The sequence below is a fragment of the Corynebacterium sp. CTNIH16 genome, assembly GCF_032821655.1.
GTDB lineage: Bacteria > Actinomycetota > Actinomycetes > Mycobacteriales > Mycobacteriaceae > Corynebacterium > Corynebacterium marquesiae.
On sequence record NZ_JAVBIG010000007.1, the window covers coordinates 36,727 to 58,670 of the forward strand.

At 58.1% G+C, this 21,944-nt stretch carries 18 protein-coding genes; 11 read left to right on the forward strand and 7 right to left on the reverse strand.

Annotated features, from left to right (window positions below):
• Entirely contained in the window at positions 1 to 1,440 is a 1,440-nt protein-coding gene (sufB, locus tag RAE04_RS07705; protein WP_005324837.1) for a Fe-S cluster assembly protein SufB, read from the reverse strand.
• A complete protein-coding gene (locus RAE04_RS07710) occupies positions 1,437 to 2,174 on the reverse strand; it encodes a metalloregulator ArsR/SmtB family transcription factor (protein ID WP_317026959.1) in 738 nt (245 codons plus the stop codon). Before RAE04_RS07710 ends, sufB begins: the two co-directional genes overlap by 4 nt.
• A 269-nt stretch (positions 2,175 to 2,443) precedes the next feature.
• On the opposite strand from RAE04_RS07710, the gene mptB reads away from it, so the two are divergent.
• The 5 genes from mptB to RAE04_RS07735 all read left to right on the forward strand — a co-directional run bounded on the left by mptB (position 2,444) and on the right by RAE04_RS07735 (position 8,066).
• Positions 2,444 to 4,168: a polyprenol phosphomannose-dependent alpha 1,6 mannosyltransferase MptB gene (mptB, locus tag RAE04_RS07715; protein ID WP_317026960.1), complete on the forward strand. Its 1,725-nt coding sequence runs from the start codon at positions 2,444 to 2,446 to the stop codon at positions 4,166 to 4,168.
• Positions 4,169 to 4,174: 6 nt separating this feature from the next.
• Complete coding sequence (locus RAE04_RS07720; RefSeq protein WP_317026961.1) at positions 4,175 to 5,104, forward strand: ABC transporter ATP-binding protein; 930 nt, start codon at positions 4,175 to 4,177, stop codon at positions 5,102 to 5,104.
• A 57-nt stretch (positions 5,105 to 5,161) separates the two neighbouring features.
• Entirely contained in the window at positions 5,162 to 5,926 is a 765-nt protein-coding gene (locus tag RAE04_RS07725) for an ABC transporter permease (protein ID WP_317026962.1), read from the forward strand.
• Between the two features lie 69 nt (positions 5,927 to 5,995).
• Positions 5,996 to 7,024, forward strand: a complete 1,029-nt coding sequence (locus tag RAE04_RS07730) for a heme A synthase (RefSeq protein WP_317026963.1) — start codon at positions 5,996 to 5,998, stop codon at positions 7,022 to 7,024.
• A 64-nt stretch (positions 7,025 to 7,088) separates the two neighbouring features.
• Positions 7,089 to 8,066, forward strand: coding sequence for a quinone oxidoreductase (locus RAE04_RS07735; RefSeq protein WP_317026964.1), 978 nt, complete (start codon positions 7,089 to 7,091; stop codon positions 8,064 to 8,066).
• A gap of 83 nt (positions 8,067 to 8,149) precedes the next feature.
• On the opposite strand, the gene RAE04_RS07740 is transcribed toward RAE04_RS07735, so the two are convergent.
• The gene (locus tag RAE04_RS07740) at positions 8,150 to 9,094 is read right to left on the reverse strand and encodes a heme o synthase (protein WP_317026965.1); all 945 of its coding nucleotides are present in this window, start codon (positions 9,092 to 9,094) and stop codon (positions 8,150 to 8,152) included.
• Positions 9,095 to 9,442: 348 nt separating this feature from the next.
• Here RAE04_RS07740 and tkt point away from each other — a divergent pair, with 348 nt between their 5' ends.
• The 5 genes from tkt to pgl all read left to right on the forward strand — a co-directional run bounded on the left by tkt (position 9,443) and on the right by pgl (position 16,014).
• Positions 9,443 to 11,515 (forward strand): transketolase, encoded by a 2,073-nt coding sequence (gene tkt / locus RAE04_RS07745; RefSeq protein WP_317027002.1) that lies wholly within the window; start codon positions 9,443 to 9,445, stop codon positions 11,513 to 11,515.
• A gap of 27 nt (positions 11,516 to 11,542) precedes the next feature.
• The gene (tal, locus tag RAE04_RS07750; RefSeq protein ID WP_317026966.1) at positions 11,543 to 12,628 is read left to right on the forward strand and encodes a transaldolase; all 1,086 of its coding nucleotides are present in this window, start codon (positions 11,543 to 11,545) and stop codon (positions 12,626 to 12,628) included.
• 99 nt (positions 12,629 to 12,727) lie between these two features.
• Positions 12,728 to 14,260 carry a glucose-6-phosphate dehydrogenase gene (gene zwf, locus RAE04_RS07755; protein ID WP_239228814.1) on the forward strand — a complete coding sequence of 511 codons (1,533 nt, stop codon included), beginning with the start codon at positions 12,728 to 12,730 and terminating at the stop codon, positions 14,258 to 14,260.
• A 14-nt stretch (positions 14,261 to 14,274) separates the two neighbouring features.
• Positions 14,275 to 15,210: a glucose-6-phosphate dehydrogenase assembly protein OpcA gene (locus RAE04_RS07760; protein ID WP_317026967.1), complete on the forward strand. Its 936-nt coding sequence runs from the start codon at positions 14,275 to 14,277 to the stop codon at positions 15,208 to 15,210.
• Positions 15,211 to 15,252: 42 nt separating this feature from the next.
• The gene (gene pgl, locus RAE04_RS07765; protein ID WP_317026968.1) at positions 15,253 to 16,014 is read left to right on the forward strand and encodes a 6-phosphogluconolactonase; all 762 of its coding nucleotides are present in this window, start codon (positions 15,253 to 15,255) and stop codon (positions 16,012 to 16,014) included.
• A 147-nt stretch (positions 16,015 to 16,161) separates the two neighbouring features.
• On the opposite strand, the gene secG is transcribed toward pgl, so the two are convergent.
• The 4 genes from secG to gap all read right to left on the reverse strand — a co-directional run bounded on the left by secG (position 16,162) and on the right by gap (position 19,744).
• The gene (secG, locus tag RAE04_RS07770) at positions 16,162 to 16,395 is read right to left on the reverse strand and encodes a preprotein translocase subunit SecG (protein ID WP_005324856.1); all 234 of its coding nucleotides are present in this window, start codon (positions 16,393 to 16,395) and stop codon (positions 16,162 to 16,164) included.
• Positions 16,396 to 16,579: 184 nt separating this feature from the next.
• On the reverse strand, positions 16,580 to 17,362 hold the full coding sequence (tpiA, locus tag RAE04_RS07775) for a triose-phosphate isomerase (RefSeq protein WP_317026969.1): 783 nt from the start codon (positions 17,360 to 17,362) through the stop codon (positions 16,580 to 16,582).
• 39 nt (positions 17,363 to 17,401) lie between these two features.
• Positions 17,402 to 18,619, reverse strand: a complete 1,218-nt coding sequence (locus RAE04_RS07780; RefSeq protein WP_317026970.1) for a phosphoglycerate kinase — start codon at positions 18,617 to 18,619, stop codon at positions 17,402 to 17,404.
• Between the two features lie 117 nt (positions 18,620 to 18,736).
• Entirely contained in the window at positions 18,737 to 19,744 is a 1,008-nt protein-coding gene (gene gap, locus RAE04_RS07785) for a type I glyceraldehyde-3-phosphate dehydrogenase (RefSeq protein ID WP_049378190.1), read from the reverse strand.
• A gap of 540 nt (positions 19,745 to 20,284) precedes the next feature.
• Between gap and RAE04_RS07790 the strand changes: the two genes are divergently transcribed.
• Positions 20,285 to 21,931, forward strand: coding sequence for an L-lactate permease (locus RAE04_RS07790; protein WP_408933104.1), 1,647 nt, complete (start codon positions 20,285 to 20,287; stop codon positions 21,929 to 21,931).
• The last annotated feature ends 13 nt before the right edge of the window (positions 21,932 to 21,944 follow it).

A 21,944-nucleotide genomic window follows, 5' to 3' on the forward strand; every position in this document is an offset into this window, starting at 1 on the left:
TTAGCCGACCGATCCTTCCATTTGCAGTTCGATGAGGCGGTTGAGCTCGAGGGCGTACTCCATCGGCAGCTCCTTAGCAATCGGCTCAACGAAGCCACGCACGATCATCGCCATTGCTTCTTCTTCCGCGATACCGCGGGACATCAGGTAGAACAGCTGCTCCTCAGAAACCTGGGAAACGGTTGCCTCATGGCCCAGCGTGACGTGATCATTGCGGATGTCGTTATACGGGTATGTATCCGAACGCGAGATATTGTCCACTAGCAACGCGTCGCACTCGACGTTAGAGGTGGAATGGTGCGCGTTCTGATTAACCTGCACCAAGCCGCGGTAAGCGGCGCGGCCGCCGGCACGGGCAACCGACTTAGACACGATATTGGAAGAGGTGTGCGGAGCCATGTGAGTCATCTTGGCGCCCGTGTCCTGGAACTGGTTCTCACCAGCAAAGGCAACGGAGAGAACCTCACCCTTGGCGTAAGGACCGGTCATCCATACGGCCGGGTACTTCATAGTGACCTTGGAGCCAATGTTGCCGTCGACCCATTCCATGGTGCCGCCTTCTTCTACCTTGGTGCGCTTGGTCACCAAGTTGTAGACGTTGCTGGACCAGTTCTGAATGGTGGTGTAGCGGCAGCGGCCGCCCTTCTTCACGATGATCTCCACTACTGCGGAGTGCAGGGAATCAGACTTGTAGATTGGAGCGGTACAGCCCTCGACGTAGTGAACATAAGCGTCCTCGTCGACGATGATGAGGGTGCGCTCGAACTGGCCCATATTTTCCGTGTTGATGCGGAAGTAAGCCTGCAGTGGAATATCTACGTGCACGCCCTTGGGCACGTAGATAAAGGAGCCACCGGACCACACAGCGGAGTTCAGCGCGGAAAACTTATTGTCACCGGCCGGGATAACGGTGCCGAAGTACTCCTTGAAAAGCTCAGGGTAGTCACGCAGTGCGGTATCAGTATCGACGAAGATGACGCCCTGGCTTTCCAGGTCCTCACGGATCTGGTGGTAGACAACCTCGGACTCGTACTGGGCTGCCACACCGGCAACGAGGCGCTGCTTCTCAGCCTCTGGAATGCCCAACTTATCGTAGGTGGCCTTGATGTCGTCCGGGAGGTCTTCCCAGGTCTGGGCCTGCTCCTCAGTGGACTTCACGTAGTACTTAATCTGGTCGAAGTCGATGCCAGACAGATCCGCACCCCAGGTGGGAACGGGCTTCTTATCAAAGATGTTGAGTGCCTTCAGGCGCTGGTTAAGCATCCATTCCGGCTCGCCCTTCTTGGCGGAAATATCGCGTACTACATCTTCGTTCAAGCCGCGGCGAGCAGAAGCACCAGCCGCGTCCGAGTCGTGCCAGCCGTACTCATATGCACCAATGGAATCAATAATTTCATCATCGGTCATCTTGTTCTCGGGTGCCGATTGTGCCTGGGTCATGACTCGCTCCTTTCAGTATTTGTATTAACGGGTGTCAAGGGGATGTTCGTGGTACAGATCCCGTGACCGCCAGCAATGGAGGCCAAAGGCTGTACATGTTTGCCTAATAGAGCAGAAAAGACTTCTTGTTCCGCCTCACACAGCTCCGGATGCTCGGCCGCCACATGGGAGACCGGACAATGATGCTGACAGATTTGCACTCCCTGACCAGCGCGGTCCACCGTGGCGGCATACCCGTGCCCGTCCAAGACCTCAGCCAGCCTACGGGCCACGTCCTCTACAGATTCGCCCTCTTCTATCAAGGGACGCACGTCTGCAACGAGTCGCTCGAAGCGGACTTTGGCAAAGCGCTTAACAGCCTCAGACCCGCCGACGGCGCGTAGCGCCGTCAAGGCGTCAGAGGCCAAATCATCGTAGGCGTGGCCGAATTGCGCTCGGCCACGATCAGTGAGGCGGAAGTGTTTGGCTGGTCGCCCGCGACCAGAGCCGCTACCCGCTGAATTGCGGGTAACTGGGCGGCGGCGCACAACCTCAGTCAGTTCCTCTTCCACCAAATTGTCTAAGTGCCGGCGGATTCCGGCAGCAGAAAGGCCAAGGCGTTCACCCAAGTGGGAAGCGGTAACGGGCCCGTCCTTCAGCAGCAACAGCATCACTTGCCGGCGGGTATCGCCGTCCGTAGTGCGGGATTCCTTGGCCGCCTTGTGCGTAGTTTCTACGCGCTGAGGTGTGCTCATGCCGGGACCTCCCTTCGTGCTTCGCTCACTTACAGCCGCCCTGCAACCGACTCCCGTAATTCCGCGAGTCGCACCGCAGTCGAACTGTGCCTCCTTTATTAGACAACACTAGTGTTCCTTAATTCATTCCGGAATGCCACCATTGGCCATTCTTCGGCGTGGCACGGGGGTGGCTAGCTACCCTCATCGCCACAACCGGCGGTGCTGCGCGCGCTAAAAGGGCGGGCCTGCTGGGGTTGGGGCGGAGGATTCGCGTAAGGTCTTATCCCATGACAGGCAAATTCCGCGGCTTTCTTTCCGGCGTCAAGGCCGAGCTGCCGCAGCTGGGTACCGCTGGTTCTCGGTCTGCGCGACTACACGCCGAGGACACCGGAGCCGCGGAACCTGATTCGCGTTTTGATTTTGTCCCTGCCAATGCGGATGGCCTAAAGCGCACCACCACCGCACAATGGCGGACGTTTTTTATCCTGCGCTGGGTGGGCACAGTGGGTTCTCTGCTTATCGCCTTCGGCGCGTTGGGAGCCGGCGCTCTCCCAGTAGTGGGAAACCCTTATGACAACGTGCTTTTTGGCTCCCTCATGTCCCGCATGCTGCAGACTTCTTCTGCCATAGTCATGGTGGGAGTGGGCCTGTTGGTGGCCGCCTGGGTTTTCCTGGCCCCTTTTGTAGGCACTCCGCTGCGCCAACCCCAGGAAGGTGCCCTCACCCCAACGCGCGCCCGCCGGCTCGTAACCACACACCAGCTGTGGCGTACGTGGGCCGGCTGGGTCATCCCGCTGATATTTACCGCCCCGCTCTTTACCCAGGACATCTACTCCTACTTGGCCAACGGTTCCATCGTGATGCAGGGCATGGATCCGTATTCTGCAGGACCAGTGCAATTGCTAGGCGCGGGTGATGAGCTCGCCCGATCCGTACCGTTTATCTGGGCTAACTCCCCCTCCCCTTATGGCCCCGTAGCGCTCGGGCTCGCTGGAGTGGTGAGCGCAGTTACCTCAAATTCCATCCTCTTGGGAGTAATCGCCCACCGGCTCTTATCCATCGCCGGCATAATGGTTGCTGGGTGGGCAATTAGCTGTCTCGCGCGGCGCTGCCGGGTATCTCCGGAATCTGCCCTATGGCTCGGCATTCTCAACCCACTCACTATCTTGCACCTGGTGGGCGGAATCCATAATGAGTCCATCATGTTGGGCCTGCTCCTAGTGGGTATGGAGCTGGGCCTGCGGGGCGTCGACAAGCTGGAAAAGTCCACGCGCAGTGCCTACCTAGCACTAATTGCTTCTGGATTTTGTCTGTCCTGCGCCGGAATGGTCAAGGTTACCGGCTTTATCGGACTAGGCTTTGTAGGGATGGCCTATGCCCGCCACCTGATAGAGAAGGACGGTGCACCACGCTGGAAGGCCTTAGCCTACGCCGTTGCCCTGCAGCTAGTTATTTTAATTGCAACCATTGCCCTCATTAGCGCCTTGACCGGCATTGGCCTGGGGTGGATCACGGGACAAGGCGGCGCGGCCTCCATCCGCTCGTGGCTTTCTACCTCCACCGCCGTAGGCGTGGGCACCGGCTTCATCGGAATGCTGCTGGGTCTAGGTGACCACACCGAAGCTATTCTCACCGTAACCCGTACCTTTGGCGTGCTGGTGGCAGTAGCTTTCATGGCCCGCATGCTCTTTGCAACGTTGCGCGGCCGCATTCACCCTGTGGGAGGACTCGGCACCGCCTCCTTAGTGCTGGTTATCTTCTTTCCCGTCGTCCATCCGTGGTACATCCTGTGGGCGGTACTGCCTTTGGCCGCATGGGCCAACCGGCTTATATTCCGTTTCTGCGTCGTGGCTTATTCGGCAGCTATGAGCTTCTTTGTACTGCCGCGCGGCCTCGGGTTGCCGCCCAGCACTATCATCATCATCTACGTGTCGGCAGCCTGCACTTTCGCCGTCATCGCCACCCTGTGGTGGGTTGCAGTGCGGCGCAGCGGAATCCGTGTCCTAAACTAATCCCACGTGAATTCCATTTCAGCCGATCGCCCAGCCCTCACCGTAGACAACGTGGTGAAAAAATATGGCTCCACCACCGCCGTTAACGGTCTAAGCCTTAGCGTTGCCACAGGTGAGGTCTTTTGCCTCCTTGGCCCCAATGGCGCCGGAAAGTCCACGACGATTGAGATGTCAGAGGGGTTTATCCACCCCACCAGCGGCACAATCGACGTCCTCGGGCTAGACCCGAGTTCCGCACCGGACAAGGTGCGCGAAAAGGTCGGCATCATGTTGCAGGGTGGTGGTTCCTACTCCGGCATCCGTGTTCTGGAAATGCTAGAACTTTCCGCTAGCTACAGCACCCATCCCCTCTCCCCGCACTGGCTACTGGAAACGCTCGGGCTGGAAAGAGTAGCCCGGACCCCCTATCGCAGACTCTCCGGCGGGCAGCAGCAACGACTTTCCCTCGCCCTAGCAATCATCGGTCGGCCCGAGCTAGTTTTTCTCGATGAGCCCACCGCTGGCATGGATGCACAATCCCGTTTGGCGGTCTGGGACCTTGTTCGAGCCCTGAGGCGCGATGGCGTCACCATTGTTCTTACCACCCACCTCATGGATGAAGCGGAGTCACTAGCGGACCGAGTGGCAATCATGGATCATGGCGAGCTGGTAGCCCACGGCTCCCCCGCGGAACTTACCGCCCAGTCGGACTCGGCAGGGCTTAGTTTCAGCACCGATATCGATGTTGATATGGAGGCTTTGGCTGAGGCCGGAATTCGAGCGATCAAATCCCGGCCGCTGCATTACCGCTTGCCCCAGGCCGGCACGCCCGAGACGATTGCCGCGCTGAGCGCCGAACTTGCCCGCCAAGGAGTCCTGCTGCGGCGCTTAGACGCAGCCCACCGCAACTTAGAGGAGGTCTTCCTTGACCTTACCGGGCGCCATTTGCGCAGCTAGCTGCGCCCTCCGCCAGAATCGAATTCAATCAACTGCGTTGCGGAAAGAAGCCACCACATGAGCACTACCTTTAACCCTGGAACCTTTACCCCCGCCCCCAAACGGGCCAGCGCCGGCGCCATGTTGCTCGCGCAAGGAAAGATGGAAGCAAAACTCATGCTGCGCCACGGCGAACAGCAATTGCTGAGCGTCATCATACCGCTGGCCCTGCTCATTGGCGCGGCCCACCTAGAGTCGCTCACCGGACATGGCTTGCACGAGGTTTTTCCCATGGTGCTTGCAGTAGCGGCCACCTCCGCAGGCTTTACCGGTCAGGCCATTTCACTTGCCTTTGACCGGCGCTACGGGGCCCTTAAACGCACCGGCGCGTCCGGTGTGCCCGCATGGGCCATTATTGGCGGCAAGATCCTCGGCGTGCTCACCATGGTGGTATTCCAAATCCTCGTTTTGGGCATAGCTGCCTATATCCTGGGTCTCCGTATCAGCCTGGGCGGGGTGCTGCTCATGATGCTTTCGCTATTTTTTGGCGTTGCGGCTTTTACCGCCATGGGGCTGCTGCTCGGCGGTACCCTCAGCTCTGAGGTAGTACTCGCACTGGCCAATCTCATCTGGTTCCTGCTCCTCGGCGTAGTCGGATGGACCCTCTACTCCCAGGGACTGGGCGATAATGGCATCCTCAACGCGGTGCCGACCGTCGCCCTAGCAGGCGCGCTTACCGACGCCTCTAATTCCGTCTTCCCCGGCCTCGAGCTCCTATCCTTGTTGGCGTGGCTTGCGGTGGCGTCGTTCGCTGCGGTCCGTTGGTTCCGCTTCGATGGCTAAATGTGACTTTTGTCCGGTTCCTTTCGAAACGAGAGGAATTTTTATGCCCGAAATCTCCCGACTAGTAGGATGCTATGCGTGAATTACTGGACGAAGATCAAGCGCTTCTTTAAGGAAGCCGCCCCTACACTGCAACAGCAGCGCCTCATCGCGCTCATCCTCCTCTTGTGCCAGGGTGGCATCACCGTGTCTGGTTCCATTGTCCGCGTGACCGGCTCGGGATTGGGCTGTCCCACCTGGCCGGAATGCCAACCAGGCTCCCTTGTCCCTATGGAAGGCGCTGCGCCTGCTCTCCACCAGGCCATCGAGTTTGGTAACCGCCTGCTTACTTTCGTCGTAACCGCAGCGGCTGTCGCCGCCGTCATTGCCATGCGCATGGCACGTCGCCGCGCAGAGCTCAAGGTCTACGCATGGCTCAACGTCGCTGGCATCGTACTGCAGGCGATCATCGGCGGTATCTCTGTCCACCTAGACCTCCGCTGGTGGTCCGTGGCGTTGCACTTCCTACCTTCGATGCTTTTGGTATGGCTGGCGGCAATGCTTTATTCCCGCATTGTGGAACCCGATGACGGAACGCCACGCGCTCGCTTCCCTCAAGCGATTCGCCTCCTTGCAGCGGTCGCTACCGTTGCCTTAAGCATTGTGCTCATTACCGGCACGATGGTTACCGGTTCGGGCGTCCACTCTGGCGATTCCGGGGTGGGAATGGAAGGCCGCCTGCAGGTAGATACCGAAGCCATGGCCGTCACCCACGCCATGTGCATGTACGTCTACCTGACGCTTACGGTTATTACCGTCTTCCTGCTTTACAAGAACCGCGCACCTCAAGACGCTAAGAAGGCTGGCTGGGTCCTCGTTGTATGCATCCTCATTCAGTGGGCAGTAGGCGTTTACCAGTTCTACATGAGCATTCCGCGCTGGACTGTCCCCTTCCATATTGGCCTCTCCTCCTTCGTCACCGCGTATACCGCCCTGCTATGGGCACACGGTGTACGCCGCACCGACGGCACCGCGGATCTCATCACCGGCTCTCCCAGCGGTGATGAGAAGTACGCGGCGCGCCAAACCTCTCTTGAACAAGAGCGAGCGACTGCTTAGCCCATAATGCTTACGGCCGGCCGAGGTACTGCACTCGGCCGGCTTTTTGCGCTAGCCTGGCTATATGCACGCAATTCAGGTCACAGAAACCGGCGGACCAGAAGTACTTCGCTATACCGAAGTTCCCGCCCCCACCCCTAATGACGACGAGGTTTTGGTGGACGTCATCATGGCTGGCGTCAACTACATCGATACCTATTATCGTGAGGGTATCTATAACGCGGCCACCCCGTTCATTCCCGGATTCGAAGGTACCGGACGCGTTGTCCACGACCCCAAGGGGGAAGTTGCCGAGGGCACGATGGTGGCCTGGAACCAGGCTTTTGGCTCCTACGCCGAACAGGTCTGCGTCCCACGCGAGGGACTAGTGGCGGTGCCGGATGATTTCCAGCCAGAAGTCGCTGCCTCTATGTTGCTGCAGGGCATTACCGCACACTATTTGGCGCATGGCGTTTATCAACTGGGTGAAGGCGCTTCCTGCCTGATTACTGCCGGCGCCGGCGGTGTAGGCCAGATCCTCACCCAAATGGCATCGTCGCTCGGTGCTACCGTTTATACGGTGGTCTCCACGGACGAAAAGGAGGAACTCTCCTACGCAGCCGGTGCGGATAAGGTATTTCGCTATGGCGACGGACTCGCCGAGCAGGTCCGTCGCTACAACGGTGATAGGGGTGTTGACGTGGTTTACGACGGCGTCGGCAAGGCGACCTTCCAGGAGTCACTCGAAGTAGTACGCCCCCGTGGCACCGTCGCGCTATTCGGCGCCGCCTCTGGCCCAGTTGAGCCTATCGACCCGCAGCTGCTAAACAGGCATGGGTCTATTTTCCTCACTCGGCCTTCCATCGGCGCATGGACAGCCCAAGAAGGCGAGTTCCAAATGCGTGCCCAGGCGGTCGTCCAAGCTGTTATCGACGGCGATCTGAGCTTCAACGTCACGGCATCTTATCCACTGGAAGATGCCGCTGCGGCGCACCGCGACCTCCAGGAGCGCAAGACTACCGGTTCCATCGTGCTGCGCGTCCAAGCTGGCGATAAAGCCTAAACCCACCCACAAACGCACAAAGCGCGAGAACGCACTTGCCTTCCCGCGCTTTCGCCTTCTTATCCTTGGGTATCTGGGCGCAGTTAGAATAACGTGGCCGACCAGCCGAGCATCCTGCCTAGTGGCTCCCAACCCAATACTGCATCGATGGACAACCCGATAAAGAGCACCGACAGATAGTTATTGGAGTAAATGAACAGGCGCATCGGCTTAACCTTGGCACCGTTCTTGACTCCCTTGTGCAGGCGTATAGCCAGCCACAGGAATACCGCGCCGGAGGCAAGAGCTGCGACCAAGTAAATCCACGATGCAGCGGGGACGATAAGTAGGGTCACGATAACCGTGCCCACGGTATACCACACGATCTGTCGAGTGACTTCCTTCTCATCAGCCACTACGGGCAGCATCGGCACGCCGGCCTTGCGGTAGTCTTCCTTGTACTTCATGGCCAGCGCCCACGTGTGTGGCGGAGTCCAGAAGAAGATGATGAGGAAGAGCACGATTGCCTGCCACCAGCGGTCAGGCTCTCCAGCAGGAGCGTTATCCCGGATAACCGCCCAGCCGACCATCGCCGGCATGCAGCCAGCCAAGCCGCCCCAGACGATATTTTGAGCATTGCGCATCTTCAAAAACTTGGTGTAGACGAAGACATAGAAAAAGTTCGTCAAAATCACAAAGAAGGCTGCCAGCCAGGAATGAGCTAGGACGCCCAACCACAGCACGGAAAGGATGAGCATTACCCAGGCGAAAATTGCTGCGTTTCGCTTAGAAATCTTGGCCCTTACCAGCGGTCGTGCCCTCGTGCGCTGCATTTTTTGATCCAGCTCGTAGTCCACGACGTTATTAAACGTGTGGGCGGCAGCAGCGCCCATCCAACCGCCGAAAATCGTCGACACGATTAGCCAGATATTGTCTGAAACGGCCTCCACGCCGCGTTGCGCTTGGAGCATCGCCGGGATTGCGGCCACGAGGAGGAGTTCAATGATCCTCGGTTTCGTTAGCGCAAAATAGGCCTTGATGGTCTCCAAGGGATTCCTCCACTATCTGAACGTTGGTGAACTGTGCCCCGCGCACTTACTGCGCACGGTCACCCCTAGCGGTCGCACATGCCCGTGAAAAAGTTCCAGTACTCTCACTCACAATCTTCGGCGCCGGGGTGAAAGACAACAAGCCTATGGCCGCTAGATTCAGTGCGCGCTCTAGCGCCTACGCGCACTCCACTTAGCCATGCCAGCATACCGTTTATGCCTAGCTTTCTATAATTGCGCACCGCCGGTTAAAAAATTACTAGACTGAATAAAGTTAAGTACTTTTTGCCTAGACGTAAGCGAGGCTTTCCAGTGTCGAAAGATAAGTTGTCCCCAGAACTCCAAACTATGGTCGAGCGCCGTTACCCGGAGGATTGGTCGGAGTTTGACACCCGCGCCGTCGACACCGTGCGAGTACTAGCCGCAGATGCTGTACAAAAATGCGGTTCGGGCCACCCAGGCACCGCAATGTCCCTCGCTCCCCTCGCCTACACCTTGTATCAGCGCGTCATTAACCATGATCCCGACGATGTGCACTGGGCCGGCCGCGACCGCTTCGTACTGTCGGTTGGTCACTCTTCGCTCACCCAGTACATTCAGCTCTACCTGGGCGGCTTTGGCTTGGAGATGGACGATCTCCAGCAGCTGCGCACGTGGGGATCGCGCACGCCTGGCCACCCTGAGGTGCACCACACCGATGGCGTGGAAATCACCACTGGCCCCCTTGGCCAAGGCCTTGCTTCCTCCGTTGGCATGGCCATGGCGGCACGGAAAGAGCGCGGCCTTTTCGATCCAGAGGCACCGGCCGGCGAGTCTCCCTTCGACCACTACGTCTACACCATTGCTTCCGATGGTGACCTGCAGGAGGGCGTTACCGCTGAGGCTTCTTCCCTGGCGGGTACGCAAAAGCTGGGCAACTTGATTGTCTTCTGGGACGATAACCGCATCTCTATTGAGGACGATACGAATATTGCTTTCAACGAAGACGTGGTCGCCCGCTACGAAGCCTACGGCTGGCACGTCCAAACGGTCGAATCCGGCGAAGACGTCGTAGCCATTGAGGAGGCCGTCAAGGCAGCCCAAGCAGAGACCGAGCGCCCGTCCTTCATCCGCGTGAAGACCGTCATTGGCTACCCGGCCCCGAATAAGATGAATACCGGCGGCGTTCATGGCGCTGCACTGGGCGATGACGAGGTAGCTGCCACTAAGGAGGTCTTAGGCTTCGATCCGGAACGCAGCTTCCACATCGACGACGAAGTCATCGCGCACACCCGCAAGCTGCGCGAGCGCGGCGCCGAGAAGCACGCCGCGTGGCAGAAGAAGTTCGACGAATGGGCTGCAGCTAATCCGGAGAATAAGGCACTCTTTGACCGCATGCAGGCGCGCGAACTACCTCAAGATTTCGACGCTGAATTGCCAGTGTGGGAACCAGGCGAGTCTTTGGCCACCCGCAAGGCTTCTGAGGCCACCATCCAAGCATTGGCCGCTTCCCTTCCTGAGATGTGGGGTGGCTCTGCTGACCTTGCTGGCTCCAATAACACCGTGATTAAGGGCGCGGACTCCTTCGGCCCCGCAGCCATTACCACCGATATGTGGTCGGCTCAGCCGTATGGCCGCAACCTCCACTTTGGCATTCGCGAGCACGCGATGTCTGCGATCATGAACGGTATTGCTCTGCACGGCAATACCCGCGTTTACGGCGGCACCTTCCTTATTTTCTCTGAATACCAGTACCCGGCTGTCCGCCTGGGCTCGTTAATGTCTACCGATACCTACTATGTCTGGACCCACGACTCCATCGGCCTAGGCGAGGATGGCCCAACCCACCAGCCGGTAGAAACCCTTTCTGCCCTTCGCGCTATCCCGAACCTGTCCGTTATTCGCCCGGCCGATGCCAACGAAACCGCACAGGCTTGGGCCGCAGCTCTCGAGTACAAGGCCGCACCAAAGGGCCTGGCACTCAGTCGCCAGGGACTTCCGGTACTGGAAGGCACCAAGGAAAAGGCTCATGATGGTGTGCGCCGCGGCGCTTATGTTCTCGTGGAAGAGTCCAAGGAAACGCCGGACGTGATCCTCCTCGCTACCGGCTCTGAGGTGCAGCTTGCCGTCGCCGCCGCGAAGGAACTGGAGGCCGCCGGAACAGCCACCCGCGTTGTCTCCGCACCGTGCCTTGAGTGGTTTGATGAGCAGGATGACGCATACCGCGAGTCCGTGCTGCCTAGCGAAGTGCATGCCCGCGTCTCCATCGAAGCCGGCATCGCTATGCCGTGGCACAAGTACACCGGTTCTTTCGGCCGGACCATTTCCATCGAGCACTACGGCGCCTCTGCTCCTGCGGGCGAACTCTTTGAGAAATTTGGCTTCACCACTACAGCGGTTATTGAAGCGGCCCAGGAATCGCTGGCTGCCGCGAAGAAGTAAACCTCCAACACTGGATAAGGAGTAATCATGAACCACATTTCCGAACTTCGCCAGCTGGGAACCTCAACCTGGCTCGATGACCTTTCTCGCGAGCGCCTAGTTTCGGGCAATCTCAAGGAGATAATTTCCGCTAAGTCCATCGTGGGAGTTACCACCAACCCGGCAATTTTCGCCGCGGCGATGACCAACGGCACAGCCTACGATGCCGAGCTTTCCACGTTGAAGGAGACCAAGGCCACCGCCGATGAAGCGGTGTACGCATTGGCCATCGAGGACGTCAAGAATGCCTGCGACCTCTTTGCGGATATCTACTCCTCTACTAACGGTGCAGATGGCCGCGTGTCCATCGAGGTCGACCCACGCATTTCTGATGATGCTACTGCCACCCTTAAACAAGCGCGTGAGTTGTGGTCCAAGGTTGATCGTCCCAACGTGATGATCAAGATTCCGGCCACCACCGGTTCCCTTCCGGCCATCGAAGATGCCTTGGCGGAGGGAATCAACGTCAACGTCACTCTTATTTTCTCCGTGGATCGCTACCGCGATGTCATTGAGGCTTTCCGTACCGGTCTCAAGCGTGCCGCCGAGGCAGGCAAGGACGTCTCCACCATTCACTCCGTGGCTTCCTTCTTTGTTTCCCGGTTGGATACCGAAGTGGATAAGCGCTTGGAAGCTATTGGCAGCGAGAGTGCTCTGGCGCTGCGTGGTAAGGCGGGCGTCGCCAATGCACAGCGCGCCTATGCTCTCTTCCAGGATGCCTTGCTTAACGACGCCGACTTGCCCGAAGGCGCCCACCTCCAGCGTCCACTGTGGGCTTCTACCGGTGTAAAGAATCCGGAGTACCCAGCCACCTTGTACGTATCGGAGCTGGCTGGCCCGCACACTGTCAACACCATGCCGGAAAAGACCATCGATGCGGTTCTCTCCGAGGGCAACCTCCACGGCGACGCCCTGTCTGATAGCCGCGAGGCTGCAGAAGGCGTCTTTGCCCAGCTAGAAGAGGTCGGCATTAATTTCGATGATGTCTTTGCAGTGCTGGAGCGCGAGGGCGTTGATAAGTTTGTCGCTGCGTGGGAGGAACTGCTTGCTTCCATTAAGGAGCGACTCGCGTAAACTAGCCGTGTGACTTGTGCCCCGCCGAGAATTCGGCGGGGCATTCTGCCGCTAGAATATTAGCGAGCTTAAAGCCCATAAACTCAGGAAGGATTCTTCGTGACCGACTCAGCCGCTTGGGTCAACCCCTTGCGCAATGCCAGCGACAAGCGATTGCCGCGAATCGCAGGACCCGCGGGCATGGTCATCTTCGGCGTTACCGGTGACCTAGCATATAAAAAGCTACTGCCCGCAATCTACGACCTAGCGAGCCGTGGCCTACTACCCGCTGGCTTTACCCTTGTGGGTTATGGTCGCCGTGACTGGGACAAGGTCGCATTCTGTGACTACGTTCGCTCAGCCGTCATCGCTGGCTCACGTACCGAGTTCAATGAAGATGTCTGGCAGCATTTATCCCAGGGAATCGAATTTGTGCAAGGCTCTTTCGACGATGCTGGATTCGATCGCCTCTCGGCGCGTTTGGGCGAGCTAGATCGCGAGCGCGGCACCGGCAGCAACTGGGCATACTACCTTTCGGTTCCCCCGGAATTCTTCTCCAATATCTGCCACCAGCTGGAGCGGGTGGGCATGGCCAACTCCGTCGAAGACTCGTGGCGCCGAGTAATCATTGAGAAGCCCTTCGGCCACGATCAAGAGTCTGCCCGCAAGCTCAATGAGATTGTCAACGCCGTCTTCCCCGAGTCCGCGGTCTTCCGCATTGACCATTATTTGGGCAAAGAAACGGTGCAAAACATCATGGCTTTGCGCTTTGCGAATCAAATTTTTGAGCCCATGTGGAACGCCCACTACATCGATCACGTCCAAATCACCATGGCCGAAGATATTGGCCTAGGCGGCCGCGCTGGCTATTATGACGGCATCGGTGCGGCTCGAGACGTCATCCAAAACCACCTGCTGCAGCTTTTGGCTCTAGTTGCGATGGAAGAACCGTCCTCCTTCGAGCCTGAGGCCCTGCAGGCAGAAAAGGTCAAGGTGCTGCGCGCTACCCACGCCGTGCATCCACTCAATAAAACGACTGCTCGCGGCCAGTACTCCGCCGGCTGGCAAGGCTCCGAGTTCGTCAAGGGCTTGCGCGAAGAAGAAGGCTTCGACCCGGAGTCCACGACGGAGACCTATGCAGCCTGCACCTTGGAAGTAAACTCCCGCCGCTGGGGAGGAGTGCCCTTCTACCTGCGCACGGGCAAGCGCTTGGGCCGCCGTGTGACGGAGATTGCGCTGGTATTCAAGGCAGCGCCAAATCAACCATTCGTTGACGGCCAGACCGATGCGCTGGGACGAAACGCCGTAGTCATCCGCGTGCAGCCGGATGAAGGTGTCACCATGCGCTTTGGTTCCAAGGTGCCCGGCTCCACCATGGAGGTCCGCGACGTCAATATGGACTTTGCTTACGCTGAGGCCTTTACCGAGGAATCTCCGGAAGCATACGAGCGCCTGATTTTGGATGCCCTCCTCGATGAGTCCTCGCTCTTCCCCACCAACGAAGAGGTGGAACTTTCCTGGTCGATTTTGGATCCCATTATCGATTACTGGTCCGAAGCAGGCCAACCGGAGGAATACCGCGCTGGCACGTGGGGTCCAGAATCCGCCGATAGAATGTTGCGCCGCCGGGGGCATTCCTGGCGCCGCCCATAGGAGGGACGCAGACAATGATTATTCCATTGCCCAACACCACTACTCGTGAAATCTCCAAAAAGCTAGTAGAGGCCCAAGAGCATTACACCCTTACTACCGGCCGAGTACTCACCCTCATCGTGGCTGCCCGCGAGGACGATGATCTGGAAAACATCTTGGCCTCCGTGCGCGATGCCTCCCACGAGCACCCGTCGCGCGTTCTGGTCGTTGTGACGGGCGACCCGCAGGAAGATACCCACTTAGATGCGCAGCTTCGCGTGGGCGGTGAAGCGGGTGCTTCTGAGATGGTCATCATGAAGTTGCACGGCGCTTTGGCAAACCAGGACGAGGCAGTCGTTACTCCACTGCTGCTTCCCGACACCCCTTTGGTCGCCTGGTGGCCTACCTTGTGCCCGCCTGACCCAGCTTCCAGCTCGGTGGGTAAACTGGCTCAACGCCGCATCACCAACGTTGCCTATGACGGACGCGTCACTGGCGAAGATCTGCGCACCTTATCCGCCGGTTACACGCCGGGCGATTCCGATATGTCCTGGGCCGCCATCACTTTGTGGCGCGGCGTCGTGGCCTCCGCATTGGACCGCCATCCTCACGAACCCGTGCAGTCCGTCGAGGTGGCGGGCCCTGCGGGCCACCCAGCTCCAGACTTCGCGGCTGGATGGCTCCTCGATCGTTTGGCAGTCCCCGTCCACCGCGCTGTGACCGACTCTCAGGAGCCGCACTTCCCAGTGACCCACTTGCGGTTTAATCGGGAAACGAGCCACGTCGACGTTGATGTCGTCGACGAGCGCACGGTGCGTGTGTGCGTTCCAGGTTCCCCGGATTCCTTGGTGAGCCTTAGCAAGCGCTCCCAAGCTGAGGTTCTCTCTGAAGAATTGCGCCATCTGGATGCCGATAAGACTTATGCGCAAGCGCTCCGTGCGCTCGCCCAAGTAGACTACAGTAAGCACTAAAACGGCTTAACTCCGATTCTTTGCAAAGGATAGCGATACCTCATGGTAACTCTTCACCGCGTAAGCGATGTGGATGAACTTATCTCCCAGGCCGCGCTGAAATTCTTGGATACCGTAGCCCGTATCCAGGCCGCCGGTGGCGGGCTCCACCACGATGGGGTCGCGCGAGTTGTCCTAACCGGCGGTGGCGCTGGAATTGGTGTTCTCCACGAGCTAGCTCGTTTGGATTACGCGGCACAGCAGCAAGGCGAGAATTTTCCAGCCCAGCGCATCGATTGGTCGCGCGTTCACGTCTTTTTCGGCGACGAGCGTAATGTGCCCGTCTCTGACGCAGATTCTAATGAGGGTCAAGCGCGCAGTGCCCTGCTCAATCACGTAGATATTCCGGACCAGAATATTCACGGTTTTGATCTGGGGGCGGTGTCCATGGAAGCCGCGGCGAGTGCGTATGAGCCAGAGCTGAAGGAATTTGCCCCGAACGGATTCGACCTCCATCTGCTGGGTATGGGCGAAGAGGGCCATATCAATTCCTTGTTCCCCCATTCTGAGGCGGTTCGGGAGCAAGAAGAGCTAGCTGTTCCCGTTCACGACTCTCCCAAGCCGCCGAGCGAGCGCATCACCCTTACTCTTCCCGCAGTCAACAAGTCTGATCGTATCTGGCTTCTTGTAGCAGGCGAGGCCAAGGCGGAAGCTGCCAAGCACGTCGTTGAAGGCGCTGAGCCCGAAGAATGGCCGGCTGCAGGCGTATCCGGGAAGGAAGAAACCATCCTCTTCCTTGCCGATGACGCTGCCTCCGAGCTGTAGTCACGTCAGCCTAGTGCGCAGCCGAGCTGAACTTGTGGCTCGGCGCCACGCAAAAAAGCGCCGGTACCGCTTCCCCACCGCCAGTTCCCACAGGGAACCAGGAGGTTGGAAGCCGATACCGGCGCTTTCGCTATTCCAGCTGGTGGCTTAAGCGAATGCCTGGATGAGGTTGAGGCCTACGATGCACGCAAGCCAGATAATTACCATGACCACGGTGTAACGGTCCAGGTTCTTTTCCACGACGGTCGAGCCGGAAAGGTTCGACTGCACGCCACCGCCGAAGAGGCTGGACAGGCCACCACCTTTACCCTTGTGCAGCAGCACGAAGATGGACATCAAAATAGCTGCGATGACCAAGATGATTTCCAGTGCCAAGACCATGAGGACAATCCTTATTTCTAACGTGCGCCCTGTGGGTAACTCTCGCCACCCGCTAGCGCGGAATCGTACTTTTAGGCTTCGCGTACAGCAAAGCAATCACATCGGCTCACTTTACACGATGGCGCGGGCTGGAACCATTCCAACCCGCGCCTTAGCGCGAACCTGTGACAGGTGATAACTCCTGTTAGCTCAGGGCATTAGCTGCGTTAGCAGCCAACTTGGCAAACTCCTCGCCGACTAAGGAGGCTCCGCCGATGAGGCCGCCGTCGACGTCAGGCTTGCTGACGATCTCTGCAACGGAATCAACCTTGACGGAACCACCGTAGAGAATGCGGATACCTGCAGCAACCTCCTCACCTGCGAGCTCCTTTACGAGCTCGCGGATGGCGGCGCAGACTTCCTGGGCATCGTCTGCGGAGGCAACCTTGCCGGTGCCAATCGCCCACACTGGCTCGTAGGCGATAACAGTCTTGGCAAGCTGGTCTGCGCTCAGGCCAGCCAAAGAATTGCGGGTCTGGTTAACCACGTAGTCCACGTGGGTACCGGCCTCGCGTACAGCCAACGGCTCGCCTACGCACACGATGGGGCTGATGCCATTGTCCAATGCTGCGGCTGCCTTCTCTGCAACGAGCTTATCGGTCTCGCCGTGGTACTGACGGCGTTCCGAGTGACCCACGACTGCCCAGCTGCAGCCGAGCTTGGACAGCATCTTGCCAGATACTTCACCAGTGAATGCGCCGGACTCGTGCTTAGAAATGTCCTGCGCACCGTAGGTGACCTGCAGCTTGTCGCCTTCCACCAACGTCTGGATGGTGCGAATATCAGTAAACGGGACCATGTAGGCCACGTCGACCTTCTCGTAGTAGTCCTTTGGCAGGGAGAAGGCGAACTTTTGAACGGAGCCGATGGCCTCGACGTGGTCGAGGTTCATCTTCCAGTTACCTGCAATAAGTGGGGTACGTGCCATGAATTTTTCCTCTCTTTTTGGCAAGTTGATCAGGCAGTTTTAGGCTTCCAGGACAGATACGCCCGGAAGCTCCTTGCCCTCGAGGTACTCGAGGGAGGCGCCGCCACCGGTGGAGATGTGGCTGAAGCCGTCCTCGTCCAAGCCAAGCATGCGCACGGAGGCAGCGGAGTCGCCGCCACCGACGACGGAGAAGGAACCGTTGTTTGCGGTGGCGTCGATAATAGCCTGCGCTACACCAGCGGTGCCCTTAGAGAAAGCTTCCATTTCGAATACGCCCATCGGGCCATTCCAGAAGACGGTCTTGGAAGAAGCAAGGACCTCTGCAAACTTTTCCACCGACTTTGGTCCAATATCCAGGGACATCCAGCCCTCAGGGATGCTATCGAGCGCGACTACCTGGGTCTCTGCATCCGCCGCGAACTTGCTTGCAGCAATGAGATCAACCGGAAGCACCAGCTTGTCGCCAAAGCGCTCGAGCAGGTCCTTGCAGTTTTCGATCTGGTCTTCTTGCAGCAGGGACTCTTGGACGTTATAGCCCTTGGCGGCCAGCAGGGTGTAGCACATGCCGCCACCAATGATGACCTTGTCTGCCTTGCCGGCCAGTGCTTCAATCACGCCGAGCTTATCCGAAACCTTGGCACCGCCAAGGACAACCACGTACGGGTGCTCCGGCTCCTTAGCTACAGTGGAAAGAACCGACAGCTCCTTTTCTACGAGCTTGCCTGCGTAAGCCGGTAGGCGCTTAGCGACGTCATACACAGATGCCTGCGCACGGTGGACAACGCCAAAGCCATCAGAAACAAAAGCGCCGTTATCGGCTGCCAGAGCAACGAGCTCGTCAGCGAACTGGCCGCGTTCAGCCTCGTCCTTGGAGGTCTCACGGGGGTCGAAGCGGACGTTTTCAACCAACATCACGTCACCGTCGTTGAGGCCGTTGGCGCGCTCATGAGCGTCTTCTCCGGTGACGTCGCCGGCTAGGGCAACGTACTGGTCAAGCGCCTCAGACAGCGCCTCAGCTACTGGAGCCAAGGAGAACTTAGAGTTTACCTCACCCTTTGGACGACCCAGGTGTGCGGAAAGAATGACCTTTGCGCCACCTTCTACCAGTGCCTTGATGGTCGGAAGAGAAGCGTTAATACGTCCGGGATCGGTAATGTTTCCCTCTTCATCAAGTGGAACATTGAAGTCAGAGCGGACGAGGACGTGGCGGGATTCGACGCCCTCCTTGAGAAGATCGTCAAGTGTCTGGAAAGCCATTAATTACTCCTTAAATAATTCGGACGGGTTAAAAGGCTATAGATATAAGAATACCGGCCGCGACGCAGCGCCGTGAAGGCTTGCATCAGGCCGGTTCTTCATTGCTAGAGCTCTAGTTTAGAGCTTGTCTGCCACCAGGTTGGTCAGGCGAACGAGCTGGGAGGTGTAGCCCCACTCGTTGTCGTACCAGCCCAGAACCTTGACCAGGTTGCCGTTGGAAACCTTGGTCATGCCGGAGTCGAAGATGCAGCCGTGCGGGGAGGTAACGATGTCGGTGGAAACCAGCGGATCCTCGGTGTATGCGAGGGTGTCCTTGAGCTCGCCCTCAGCAGCTTCCTTCAGGGCGGCGTTGATTTCCTCGGCAGTGACGTCGCGGGACGCGGTGAAGGTCAGGTCGGTAGCGGAGCCGGTGATAACCGGAACGCGCATTGCGTAACCATCCAGCTTCCCGTCCAGCTCAGGCAGAACCAGGGATACGGCCTTAGCAGCACCAGTGGAGGTAGGCACCATGTTTACTGCAGCGGCACGGGCGCGGCGCGGATCCTTGTGCGGAGCGTCCTGGATGCGCTGGTCGCCGGTGTAAGCGTGAACGGTGGTCATCAGGCCCTTTTCAATGCCGAACTTGTCATTTAGAACCTTTGCCATCGGTGCCAGGCAGTTAGTGGTGCAGGATGCCGCGGAGATGACGTTGTGGTTTGCCGGATCATAGGTATCAGAGTTGACGCCATAGACGAAGGTTGCGTCTACTTCCTTGCCCGGAGCGGAGATGATGACCTTCTTGGCGCCAGCCTCGAGGTGAGCCTTAGCGTCGTTGCCGTTGGTAAAGCGGCCGGTGGACTCGATGACGAGGTCTACGTTGTACTCGCCCCACTTGAGCTGCTTCGGGTCCTTCTCTGCGGTTACCACGATGCGGTGGCCGTTAACAGTAATGGACTCATCGTCGTGAGTAATTTCGCCATCGAAGCGGCCCAGTACGGAGTCGTACTTCAGCAGGTTAGCCAGCGAGCCGTTGTCGGTCAGGTCGTTTACTGCAACAACTTCGAGGTTGTTGTCACCTTGAGCGACTGCACGGAAAAAGTTACGGCCGATGCGGCCAAAGCCATTGATACCTACGCGAATAGTCACTGTATTTCTCCTCAAAGAGTCGAGTAAATGTGTGTACGGGTATGTGCGCGGGTCCTTCAATGAAGTCTGTGTTTGAGAAGCGCCCGAGCGTTTTCCCTTACATTGCCGATACTACCGAGCGTTTTTTGTCAGCGCAGGCTCCCAGCGGCCTTATGAACTAGTGGATGACAGACTATCCGAAAGCGCGTACACTCTTTCCGATCCTTTTTACTTCCCACATACAAACCCGCTGGATAGGCCCGAACACGTGGGTTTGTGTTGGGTTTCCGCCGTTAACGTGAGATATATCACTGTTGAGCTTCAGGGGTTGCGTCCGCCTCTGTCCGATCGGACATTGAGAAATGCTACCGCTACCCCCTATCAAGACGACCGTATTGTTTCCGTGACGCCCACCGCACGATATGCTTTCCTTACTCACTGGCTCACAAAGCGTTTAAGGCAACCCTGCCTGCTCTAGCGCCACCGTTGGTCACCGTGAGAATGCTTCATGTGCCCGTAATTTCCTACGGGCAAGACCACCGTAGAAATCAAGGACTTCTCTTGTTCGAAATAAATACCTCTGCTGTGGGTGACAGCCTCGGGCTTACCGCCCTGGTGGCGATTCTCCCGCTCATTGCATTCTTTATCATGCTGCTAGGCGTTAAGGCACGCGCGCATACTTCTGGCGCCGTTGCCCTGGCAGTATCCCTCATTATTGCCATCGTCGGCTTCTCCATGCCGGTAGATATGGCCTTGTCCTCCGCCGTACGTGGCGGTCTATTCGGACTCCTGCCCATCGTCTGGGTCATCATTACTGCAATTTGGTTCTATGAAATCACCGTAGCTTCCGGGCGCTTCGAGGATCTGCGCAAGACCTTTGACCTTTTGGGTGATGGCGATATTCGCATTCAGGCTATCCTCATTGCCTTCTGTTTTGGCGGTTTGTTGGAGGCCCTCGCTGGCTTCGGCGCCCCCGTAGCCATTACCGCGACCATGATCATGGCCCTTGGCGTGAAGCCACTGCGCGCGGCAACAGTAGTTCTGATTGCTAATACCGCTCCGGTTGCTTTTGGCGCGGTTGGCATCCCGGTAACCACTGCTGGCGAGGTAGCCGGTCGCAGCGCCGAGCAAACCCACGACATTGCCGCACTTATCTCCTTGCAGGTGCTGCTCATCGCCGCCATCGTGCCATTCCTCATCGCCTTCATCTTGGACGGCTTCCGCGGTGTCAAGGAAACTGCCCCGGCCGCTGCTGTGATTGGTATTTCCTTCGCGTTGGCTCAGTGGTTGGCCGCGACTTTCTTTGCGTACCAGCTCACCAACGTCATCGCCTGCATCGTCTCTTTGGGCTGTGCTTTCGCCTTCCTCCGGGTATGGAAGCCGAAGGGCGTCAAGGAGTTGCGCGAGCGTCTCGAGCTGCCTGCCGCCGAGTCCACCACCGACCTCAACGGACGCCGTATCTGGATGGCGCTGCTTCCCTACGCCGTAGTGACCGTTGTCTTTGCCGTGGCAACCGCTGCCCCCGCTATCTTCGGATTCCTTAAGCTCCACTTTGCCTGGCCTTTGCTTGATGATGCGATTGTCGACGCCGACGGCAACCTCATGGATACCAGCTTCAGCTTCAATGTCTTTGGCAACCCAGGTACGCTCCTGCTGCTCTCGGGCATTATCGTTGCGGTTGTCTACCACTTCTTCAATGAAAATGGCCGCTACAGCCTAAGCTTTGGACAACCAGTGAGCGCTTTTGGGGACGTCGTCAGCCGCATGAAGTTCTCGGCTCTTACCATCATCCTGGTGCTGGCCTTGGCCTATACGATGAACTACTCCGGCCAGACTATTGCTATTGGTGAGTTCGTCTCTTCTGCCGGCGGCATCTTTGCACTCTTCGCCCCAGTCCTGGGCTGGATTGGTACCGCGGTTACTGGCTCCGATACATCTGCTAATGCCCTCTTTGCCAACCTGCAGGTAGCAGCGGCAGAACGAATCAGCGTAAACCCTGACCTCATGCTCGCGGCCAATACCGCAGGCGGCGTTGTGGGCAAGATGATCTCCCCGCAGTCCCTTGCAATTGCGGCTACCGCCGTCAATATGGAGGGCAAGGAATCTGTCATCCTGAAAAACGTAGTGGGCTACTCCGTGGCTTTCCTGGCTTTTGTCTGTGTCATCGTGTTCTTGATGACCAACGTCCTAGGGTTCCTAGTTCCCTAGTTCTTTAACTCTT

What these genes read in the sequence shown, in the direction of transcription:
- RAE04_RS07780 (WP_317026970.1), bottom strand. Translation starts at nt 18,619, where the DNA reads ATGGCTTTCCAGACACTTGACGATCTTCTCAAGGAGGGCGTCGAATCC.
- RAE04_RS07735 (WP_317026964.1), top strand. Translation starts at nt 7,089, where the DNA reads ATGCACGCAATTCAGGTCACAGAAACCGGCGGACCAGAAGTACTTCGC.
- tal (WP_317026966.1), top strand. Translation starts at nt 11,543, where the DNA reads ATGAACCACATTTCCGAACTTCGCCAGCTGGGAACCTCAACCTGGCTC.
- sufB (WP_005324837.1), bottom strand. Translation starts at nt 1,440, where the DNA reads ATGACCCAGGCACAATCGGCACCCGAGAACAAGATGACCGATGATGAA.
- pgl (WP_317026968.1), top strand. Translation starts at nt 15,253, where the DNA reads ATGGTAACTCTTCACCGCGTAAGCGATGTGGATGAACTTATCTCCCAG.
- RAE04_RS07725 (WP_317026962.1), top strand. Translation starts at nt 5,162, where the DNA reads ATGAGCACTACCTTTAACCCTGGAACCTTTACCCCCGCCCCCAAACGG.
- tkt (WP_317027002.1), top strand. Translation starts at nt 9,443, where the DNA reads ATGGTCGAGCGCCGTTACCCGGAGGATTGGTCGGAGTTTGACACCCGC.
- RAE04_RS07760 (WP_317026967.1), top strand. Translation starts at nt 14,275, where the DNA reads ATGATTATTCCATTGCCCAACACCACTACTCGTGAAATCTCCAAAAAG.
- secG (WP_005324856.1), bottom strand. Translation starts at nt 16,395, where the DNA reads ATGGTCTTGGCACTGGAAATCATCTTGGTCATCGCAGCTATTTTGATG.
- RAE04_RS07730 (WP_317026963.1), top strand. Translation starts at nt 5,996, where the DNA reads ATGCTATGCGTGAATTACTGGACGAAGATCAAGCGCTTCTTTAAGGAA.
- tpiA (WP_317026969.1), bottom strand. Translation starts at nt 17,362, where the DNA reads ATGGCACGTACCCCACTTATTGCAGGTAACTGGAAGATGAACCTCGAC.
- RAE04_RS07710 (WP_317026959.1), bottom strand. Translation starts at nt 2,174, where the DNA reads ATGAGCACACCTCAGCGCGTAGAAACTACGCACAAGGCGGCCAAGGAA.
- mptB (WP_317026960.1), top strand. Translation starts at nt 2,444, where the DNA reads ATGACAGGCAAATTCCGCGGCTTTCTTTCCGGCGTCAAGGCCGAGCTG.